Origin of the sequence: Intrasporangium sp. (assembly GCF_036566125.1) — a bacterium.
In the GTDB taxonomy this organism is placed as follows: domain Bacteria; phylum Actinomycetota; class Actinomycetes; order Actinomycetales; family Dermatophilaceae; genus Intrasporangium.
This window is the reverse complement of sequence record NZ_DATCWX010000124.1, coordinates 1-8,809: the sequence shown is the minus strand read 5'-3', so window position 1 is coordinate 8,809 and position 8,809 is coordinate 1. Positions and strand designations below refer to the sequence as shown.

The 8,809-nt window shown below is 69.3% G+C and carries 6 protein-coding genes; all 6 read left to right on the top strand.

Going from position 1 to position 8,809, the window contains the following annotated elements; genetic code table 11:
- Nucleotides 1-1,960, top strand: a 1,960-nt coding sequence (gene infB, locus VIR15_RS07375; RefSeq protein ID WP_331926827.1) for a translation initiation factor IF-2, incomplete at its 5' end; no start/stop codon positions are given.
- A gap of 225 nt (nt 1,961-2,185) precedes the next feature.
- Complete coding sequence (rbfA, locus tag VIR15_RS07370) at nt 2,186-2,668, top strand: 30S ribosome-binding factor RbfA (protein ID WP_331926826.1); 483 nt, start codon at nt 2,186-2,188, stop codon at nt 2,666-2,668.
- Nucleotides 2,665-3,606, top strand: a complete 942-nt coding sequence (truB, locus tag VIR15_RS07365) for a tRNA pseudouridine(55) synthase TruB (protein ID WP_331926825.1) — start codon at nt 2,665-2,667, stop codon at nt 3,604-3,606. The genes rbfA and truB overlap by 4 nt, the downstream gene beginning before the upstream one ends.
- Before the next feature lie 66 nt (nt 3,607-3,672).
- A complete protein-coding gene (locus tag VIR15_RS07360) occupies nt 3,673-4,644 on the top strand; it encodes a bifunctional riboflavin kinase/FAD synthetase (RefSeq protein WP_331926824.1) in 972 nt (323 codons plus the stop codon).
- 213 nt (nt 4,645-4,857) lie between these two features.
- The gene (locus tag VIR15_RS07355) at nt 4,858-6,720 is read left to right on the top strand and encodes an AMP-dependent synthetase/ligase (protein ID WP_331926823.1); all 1,863 of its coding nucleotides are present in this window, start codon (nt 4,858-4,860) and stop codon (nt 6,718-6,720) included.
- Nucleotides 6,721-6,817: 97 nt separating this feature from the next.
- On the top strand, nt 6,818-8,809 hold the full coding sequence (locus VIR15_RS07350) for a TIGR03960 family B12-binding radical SAM protein (RefSeq protein ID WP_331926822.1): 1,992 nt from the start codon (nt 6,818-6,820) through the stop codon (nt 8,807-8,809).

Sequence of the window (8,809 nt, the reverse complement as noted above, 5' to 3'; positions counted from 1 at the left end):
CGGCGGTCCCGGTGGCCGTGGTGGCACGCAGGGCGCGTTCGGTCGCGGAGGCGGGCGCCCGGTTCGCGGCCGCAAGTCGAAGCGCGCGAAGCGCCAGGAGTTCGAGCAGATGCAGGCGCCCTCGATCGGCGGCGTCACCGTCCCGCGCGGCGACGGCTCGACCGTCATCCGGGTGCGGCGTGGCTCGTCGCTGACCGACTTCGCCGACAAGATCAACGCCAACCCGGCGTCGCTCGTCACGGTGCTCTTCCACCTCGGCGAGATGGCGACCGCAACGCAGTCGCTCGACGAGGACACCTTCAAGCTGCTGGGCGCCGAGCTCGGCTACGACGTCCAGGTCGTCTCCCCGGAGGAGGAGGAGCGCGAGCTCTTCGAGCAGTTCAACATCGACCTCGAGACGGGCATCGAGTCCGAGGAAGAGGAGGACCTCGAGGCGCGCCCGCCGGTCGTGACCGTCATGGGCCACGTCGACCACGGCAAGACGCGACTGCTCGACGCGATCCGCAACGAGGACGTCGCAGCGGGCGAAGCCGGTGGCATCACGCAGCACATCGGTGCCTACCAGGTCCGCAAGGAGCACGAGGGCGTCGAGCGGGCCATCACCTTCATCGACACCCCGGGTCACGAGGCGTTCACCGCCATGCGTGCGCGCGGTGCCAAGGTGACCGACATCGCGATCCTCGTGGTCGCCGCGGACGACGGCGTCATGCCGCAGACCGTGGAGGCGCTCAACCACGCGCAGGCCGCGGATGTCCCGATCGTCGTCGCGGTCAACAAGATCGACGTCGAGGGAGCCAACCCGGCCAAGATCCGCCAGCAGCTGACCGAGTACAACCTCGTCGCGGAGGAGTACGGCGGCGACACGATGTTCGTCGACGTCTCCGCGAAGCAGGGCATCAACATCGACGGCCTGCTCGAGGCGGTCCTGCTGACGGCGGACGCCGCGCTCGACCTGCGCGCCAACCCGGATCGGGATGCGAAGGGCGTCGCCATCGAGGCCAACCTCGACCGGGGCCGCGGTGCCACGGCGACGGTCCTCGTCCAGACGGGCACCCTGCACGTCGGTGATGCCATCGTCGCGGGCTCGGCCCACGGCCGCGTCCGGGCCATGCTCGACGAGCACGGCAAGAACGTCGAGGAGGCGGGTCCGTCCCGGCCGGTCCAGGTGCTCGGTCTGTCCTCGGTGCCGCGTGCCGGTGACACCTTCGTGGTGGCTCCGGACGACCGCACCGCGCGCCAGATCGCCGAAAGGCGCGAGGCGGCAGACCGCCAGGCCAGCCTGGCCAAGGCCCGCAAGCGGATCTCGCTCGAGGACCTCAACGAGGCCCTCGCGGCCGGCAAGGTCGAGACCCTCAACCTCATCCTCAAGGGTGACGTGTCGGGTTCGGTCGAGGCGCTCGAGGACGCCCTGCTCAAGATCGACGTCGGCGAGGAGGTCGACCTGCGGATCATCGACCGAGGCGTCGGCGCCATCACGATGAACAACATCAACCTCGCGATGGCCTCGAACGCGGTCATCATCGGCTACAACGTCCGCGCCGAAGGCCAGAACGCGGACTATGCCGAGCGTGAGGGCGTCGAGATCCGCTACTACTCGGTGATCTACCAGGCCATCGAGGAGGTCGAGGCGGCGCTCAAGGGCATGCTCAAGCCGGAGTACGAGGAGGTCGAGCTCGGCACGGCGGAGATCCGCGAGATCTTCCGTTCGAGCAAGTTCGGCAACATCGCCGGTTCGCTCGTCCGCAGCGGCGAGATCAAGCGCGGCTCCAAGGCGCGGATCACCCGCGACGGGGTCGTCGTCTCGGAGAACGTCGAGATCGCCGGCCTTCGGCGGTTCAAGGACGACGTCACCGAGGTGCGCGAGGGCTACGAGTGCGGCATCAACCTCGGGTCGTTCAACGACCTGCAGATCGGTGACCTCATCGCCACCTACGAGATGCGCGAGAAGCCGCGCGCCTGACCACCGTCGAGGGGTCGGCTTCCGCGGAGGGCCCTCGGGCCCCCGCCGAAGTCGGCCCCTCGATCATTCACCCCATTCCGTATGCCGCTGGGCTCGCTCCCACGGTTCCCGGCCCTGCCGCCGTGGCGGGCTCTCGGAGGCTCGGTTCCGCCGCGGCTAGGGTGGGTAAGCGGCCTTCGGGCTGTGCACCGCAGATCCACATCGAGAAGAAACGAGGTAAGAGCCATGGCAGACCCAGCTCGCGCCCGCAAGGTCGCCGACCGCATCAAGGTCATCGTCGCGGAGTACCTCGAATTCCGTCTCAAGGACGAGCGCCTTGGCTTCGTGACCATCACCGATGCCCGGGTGACCGGAGACCTGCAGCACGCCTCGGTGTTCTACACGGTCTTCGGCGCCGACGAGGAGCGCAAGGCGACCGCTGCCGTCCTCGAGGCCAACAAGGGTCGGATCCGCTCCGCCGTCGGCAAGCAGATCGGCATCCGACTGACGCCGTCCCTCGAGTTCATCGCCGACGCCATCCCCGAGGGGGCGGCCCACATCGAGGACCTCGTCGCCCAGACGCGGGCCCGAGACGAGGAGCTGGCTCGCGCCGCGGCCAACGCCAAGCACGCGGGCGAGCCTGACCCCTACAAGAAGCCGGCTGACCGCGACCTGTCGGACGAGGTGGCACATGAGCTCGACCTCGACGTGGACGTCGAGGCCAGGTGACGGCACCGCGCAGCGGGCTGCTCGTCGTCGACAAGCCGGCCGGGTGGACGAGCCACGACGTCGTCGCCCGAGTGCGGCGCCTGTGCGGGACGAGACGCGTCGGTCACGCCGGCACGCTCGACCCGATGGCGACGGGTGTGCTCGTGCTGGGCGTGGAGAAGGGGACGAAGCTGCTCACCTTCCTCGTGGGTTGTGACAAGGAGTATCGGGCGACGATCCGGCTCGGACAGACGACCGTCACCGACGACGCCGAGGGTGAGCCGACCGCGTCCGCCGGGGTCGCCGACCGTGCCGCCGTCGAGGCGGCCCTGCCTGCTGCCGTTGCGCGCCTGACCGGCGAGATCGATCAGGTCCCCAGTGCCGTGAGTGCCATCAAGGTCAACGGCGAACGGAGCTATGCGACCGTCCGCAAGGGCGGAGCGGTCGATCTGCCCGCACGACCCGTCACCGTCAGCCGCTTCGACGTGCACTCGGTCGCACCCGCCACCGCAACGCTCGAGGGCGGCCGGACACTCGATGTCCTGGATGTCGAGGTGGAGGTCGAGGTGTCGTCGGGCACGTACGTGCGGGCGCTGGCGCGGGACCTCGGCGCTGCGCTCGGCGTCGGGGGGCACCTGACCGCCCTGCGACGGACCCGGGTCGGCCGCTTCGACCTGTCTGCAGCGGTCCCACTCGCCGAGCTCGTCGGACACGTCGAGCGTGGCGGGGCGGACGCCGTCAGCATCCTGCCCCTGGCGGCTGCGGCGAGAGCCCAGCTCCCTGTCCACGAGGTCACGGTCGAGGAGGCCCGCAGGCTCGGGCACGGCCAGCGCATCGCCAGCGCTGCCGACCGTGCCGACTCCGTCGCGGCGATCGACCCGGATGGCCGGCTCGTCGCCATCCTCGACGAGACGCGGGGCGAGGCCAGAGCGCGGGTGGTCTTCGCCCCCGCCGACTGAGCGGAACCCGGTCACCGATGGCGGGCGACGACAGGAGCGGACGCCCGGGCCACTACAGTGGTCGCCGTGCATCGCTGGTACGCCCTCCAGGACATCCCATCTGACCTGGGACCGACGGTTGTCACCCTGGGCAACTTCGATGGCGTGCACCGAGGGCATCGAGAGGTGCTCGGCCGGGTCGTCCGTGAGGCCCGGGACCGGGGCGCAACGCCGGTGGCGGTGACCTTCGAGCCTCATCCCGTGGCCGTGCTCTACCCCGAGCGTGCACCAGCCCAGATCATGTCGCTCGAGCAACGCCTCGAGGTCCTCGACTCCGTCGGTCTGGGTGCGGCCCTCGTGCTCCACTTCACCCACGAGTTCGCGCAGCAGACCCCGGAGGAGTTCGTCGAGACCACCTTCGTCGACGCCCTGGGCGCCGTCGCCGTCGTCGTCGGAAAGGACACCCGTTTCGGCGTGCGCAACTCGGGAGACGTCGGCACGCTGACCGAGCTGGGAGAGAAGCACGGCTTCGACGTCATCGCCCTCGACGACATCGGGGAGGCGGCTCCCGAGGGCCGTCGCTGGAGCTCGACCCAGCTGCGCGCGGAGATCCTCGACGGCAAGGTCCGGCACGCGGCGGAGATCCTCGGTCGGCCCCACCGGGTCAGCGGGACGGTCGTCCACGGCGACCACCGCGGTCGCGAGCTTGGCTTCCCCACGGCGAACCTCTCCCCGGACCATGCGGGCCTCGTCCCGAGCGACGGCGTCTATGCGGGCTGGCTCGTCCGCCTCGACCGCGAGCCGGGAGCGGCTGACCGCACCCTCCCGGCGGCCATCTCCATCGGCACCAACCCGACCTTCGACGGGCACCAACGCCGCGTTGAGGCCTACGTCCTCGACCGGACGGATCTCGACCTCTACGGCGAGAGTGTCGCGATGGACTTCGTCTCCCACCTGCGGCCGACCCTGCGGTTCGACTCGATCGAGGCCCTCATCGACCAGATGCGCGAGGACGTCGCCAGGTGCCGCGAGATCCTGTCCGCGACCGTGCCCGCCTAGGACGCCCTGCGGCAGGGCCTCGTCAGCACCATCGCCGCGGAGTCGGCGAAGCAGCGTCTCCGGACCCGACGACAAGTTACCCATCGGTCACGGAGTGATGCCGATCTGCCTCCACTGGGTGACGTTTGGCCTCGATTGCGGCATCATCCGGCTCAAGCGGAGCCCCGCCGTCGCCGAGGACGGGGTCTCGCAGCCGTGACGAAGGAGTCCTGCATGCCCCTGCACGCCGTCGCCGACCGCCAGGTCAACCAAGCCGTCCTCGACAACCGCGCGCCAAGCGTCGGTGCGCTCTTCCGCCAACGGGTCCAGGAGACGCCGGACAAGCCTGCCTACCTCTACTTCAAGGACGGCGGGGCCGAGCTGACCACCCTCACGTGGCGCCAGACCCACGACACAGTCCAGGAGTGGGCGGCCGGCCTCATCAGCCTCGGCGTCGAGATCGAGGACCGGGTCGCCATCGCCTCGACGACGAGCCTCCAGTGGGTGCTCGCCGACCTCGCGATCGTCTGCGCAGGCGGTGCTACGACCACCGTCTACCCGACGACGATCGCGGACGACGTCGCATACATCCTCAATGACTCCGGCAGCGCCATCGTGTTCGCGGAGGACGGTGTCCAGGTCGCCAAGCTGTCCGAGCGCCGGAACGACATCCCGCACGTCAAGCACGTCATCGTCATGTCCGGCCAGGCCAGCGAGGATGGATGGGTCATCACGACCGATGACCTCGCAGCCACGGGTCGTGAGCTGCTCGCCTCCACCCCCGATGCCGTCGATGCCCGCATCGACCAGCTGGGTCCGGAGAGCCTCGCCGTCGTGATCTACACCTCCGGCACGACCGGCCGCCCCAAGGGGGTCCGCCTCGCGCAGGACAGCGTCGTCTACGAGGGGGCCGTCATCCAGGCGACCGACACGATCCGCGAGGACGATCTGCAGTTCCTCTGGCTGCCGCTCTCGCACGTCTTCGGCAAGATGCTCCTCGCCATCGGGCTCCAGATCGGCTTCCCCACCGCCGTCGACGGCCGGATCGACAAGATCGTCGACAACATGGCCATCGTCAAGCCAACCTTCATGGCCGGCCCGCCCCGCATCTTCGAGAAGGCACGCGGCCGGATCGAGCTCATGCTCGGGGAGGAGACGGGCATCAAGAAGAAGCTGATCGACTGGGCGCTCAAGGTCGGCGCCGAGATGCGAGACGTGCTCGAGAGGGGCGAGACGCCGTCCGCCGGCCTGGCGCGGCGGCACCGGTTGGCCACGAAGCTCGTGCTCCACAAGATCCAGGAGCGTTTCGGCGGCCGGGTTCGCTTCATGATCAGCGGCTCGGCGCCCCTCAACGCGGACGTGGCCCGGTGGTTCGGCTCTGTCGGGCTGCTGCTCGTCGAGGGCTACGGCCTCACGGAGACGTCGTCGGGCACCACCGTCAACGAACCGGTGCCCGGCTCCTACCGCTACGGCTCGGTGGGCTGGCCGCTTCCCGGGACCGAGGTCCGGGTCGCCGAGGAGGACGGGGAGATCCTCGTCAAGGGACCGGGTGTCATGCGCGGCTACCACAACCAGCCGGAGGCGACGGCCGAAATCATCGACGCGGACGGGTGGTTCCACACGGGTGACATCGGCCGTATCGACGAGCGCGGCTTCGTCCACGTCACCGACCGCAAGAAGGACTTCTTCAAGACGTCGGGCGGCAAGTTCATCGCGCCGGCGGAGATCGAGGCGAAGTTCAAGGGCATGTGCCCCTACGTGAGCCAGTTCCTCGTCCACGGTGCGGGGCACAACTTCGCCACGGCGCTCGTCACGCTCGACCCCGACGCGATGACCGCCTGGGGCGCTGCGAACGGGATGGCGGGCAGGTCCTATGCCGAGATCGTCACGTCAGACGCTGCGCGTGCGCTCGTCCAGGGCTACGTCGACAAGCTCAACGACAGCCTCAACCGGTGGGAGACGATCAAGAAGTTCACCATCCTCGACCACGACCTGACCGTGGAGATGGGCGACCTCACCCCGAGCATGAAGCTTCGCCGGCGAGCCGTCAGCGAGAAGTACCAGGACCAGCTGGACGCCCTCTACGAGGAGGACTGACCCCAGTCGAGAGTGCACTCTTCTGCCTGAATCGCAGTCCGGCGCGGCCACCCGGCTGGCAGAAGGTGCACTCTCGATCTGCACGTACCATGGACGGATGCCCGGCGAGTCGATGTTCCATGCCCTCGAGCCCCTGCTGGAGAGGGTCACCAAGCCCATCCAGTACGTCGGCGGTGAGCTGAACTCCACCGTCAAGGACTGGAACGTCGGCGGTCACGGGCCGTCCGGCGAGGACCTGACGACTCGGTGGGCGTTGATGTACCCCGACGCCTACGAGGTCGGGTTGCCGAACCAGGGCGTCATGATCCTCTACGAGGTCATCAACGAGCGGCCCGATGCCCTCGCCGAGCGCACCTACGCCGTGTGGCCCGACATGGAGGCCGCCCTGCGCGAGGCGGGCCTGCCGCAGTTCACGGTCGACGGGCACCGCGCGGTCGGCGACTTCGATCTCCTCGGGGTCTCGTTCTCGACGGAGCTCGGCTACACCAACCTGCTCACCGCCCTCGACCTGGCGGGCATCCCCATGCACGCGTCCGACCGCGCGCTCGAGGACCCCATCGTCATCGCTGGCGGCCACGCATCCTTCAACCCTGAGCCGATCTCCGAATTCATCGATGCGGCCGTCATCGGCGACGGCGAGCAGGCGGTCCTGGCGATCACCGACATCGTGGGGGAGTGGAAGGCCGAGGGTCGCCCGGGCGGACGCGGTGAGGTCCTGCTCCGGCTCGCCCGGACCGGCGGCGTCTACGTGCCGGCGTTCTACGACGTGTCCTACCTTCCGGACGGACGGATCCGACGCGTTGCCCCGGCTCCGGACGCGCACGGCGTCCCATGGCGGGTCTCGAAGCACACCGTCATGGACCTCGACGCGTGGCCGTACCCCAAGAAGCCCCTCGTGCCGCTCGCCGAGTCGGTCCACGAGCGGATGTCGGTCGAGATCTTCCGGGGCTGCACCCGCGGTTGCCGCTTCTGCCAGGCGGGCATGATCACCCGCCCGGTGCGCGAGCGCTCCATCACCGGCATCGGCGCGATGGTCGAGCAGGGTCTCGCGGCGACCGGCTTCGAGGAGGTCGGCCTGCTCTCGCTGTCGTCGGCCGACCACTCCGAGATCGCCGACCTCACCAAGGGCCTCGCGGACCGCTACGAGGGGACCCAGACCGGGCTGTCGCTCCCGTCGACGCGCGTCGACGCCTTCAACATCGACCTCGCCAACGAGCTGACCCGCAACGGTCGCCGCTCCGGCCTGACGTTTGCGCCGGAGGGTGGGTCCGAGCGCATCCGCCGGGTCATCAACAAGATGGTGTCCGAGGAGGACCTCATCAACACGGTCGCCGCGGCGTATGGCGCCGGTTGGCGGCAGGTCAAGCTCTACTTCATGTGCGGCCTGCCAACCGAGACGGACGAGGACGTCCTCCAGATCGCCGAGCTGGCCACGAAGGTCATCGAGACGGGCCGCCGCGTCTCCGGCAGACGCGACATTCGCTGCACCGTCTCGATCGGCGGCTTCGTGCCCAAGCCGCACACCCCCTTCCAGTGGGCCGCCCAGCTGGGCTCGGAGGAGACGGACGCTCGTCTGCTCAAGCTCCGCGAGGCGATCCGCGCGGACAAGCGCTACGGCAGCTCGATCGGCTTCCGCTACCACGACGGCCAGCCGGGGATCGTCGAAGGGCTGCTCTCACGCGGTGACCGTCGGCTCGGCCGCGTCATCGAGGAGGTCTGGCGCGACGGCGGACGCTTCGACGGCTGGTCGGAGCACTTCTCCTACCAGCGCTGGATGGAAGCCGCTGAGCGGGCTCTGGCCGACCAGCCCGTCGACGTCGCCTGGTACACGACCCGCGAGCGCGAGCAGAACGAGGTGCTCCCCTGGGACCACCTCGACTCCGGTCTCGACAAGGACTGGCTCTGGGAGGACTGGCAGGACGCCCTCGACGAGCGGGAGGTCGACGACTGCCGCTGGACGCCGTGCTTCGACTGCGGCGTGTGCCCCCAGATGGGCACGGAGATAGAGGTCGGCCCCACCGGCAAGACCCTCCTGCCGCTCACCGTCCTCGGTGCCGGGCGCAAGGACCTGCTCGAGCACCAGCATTAG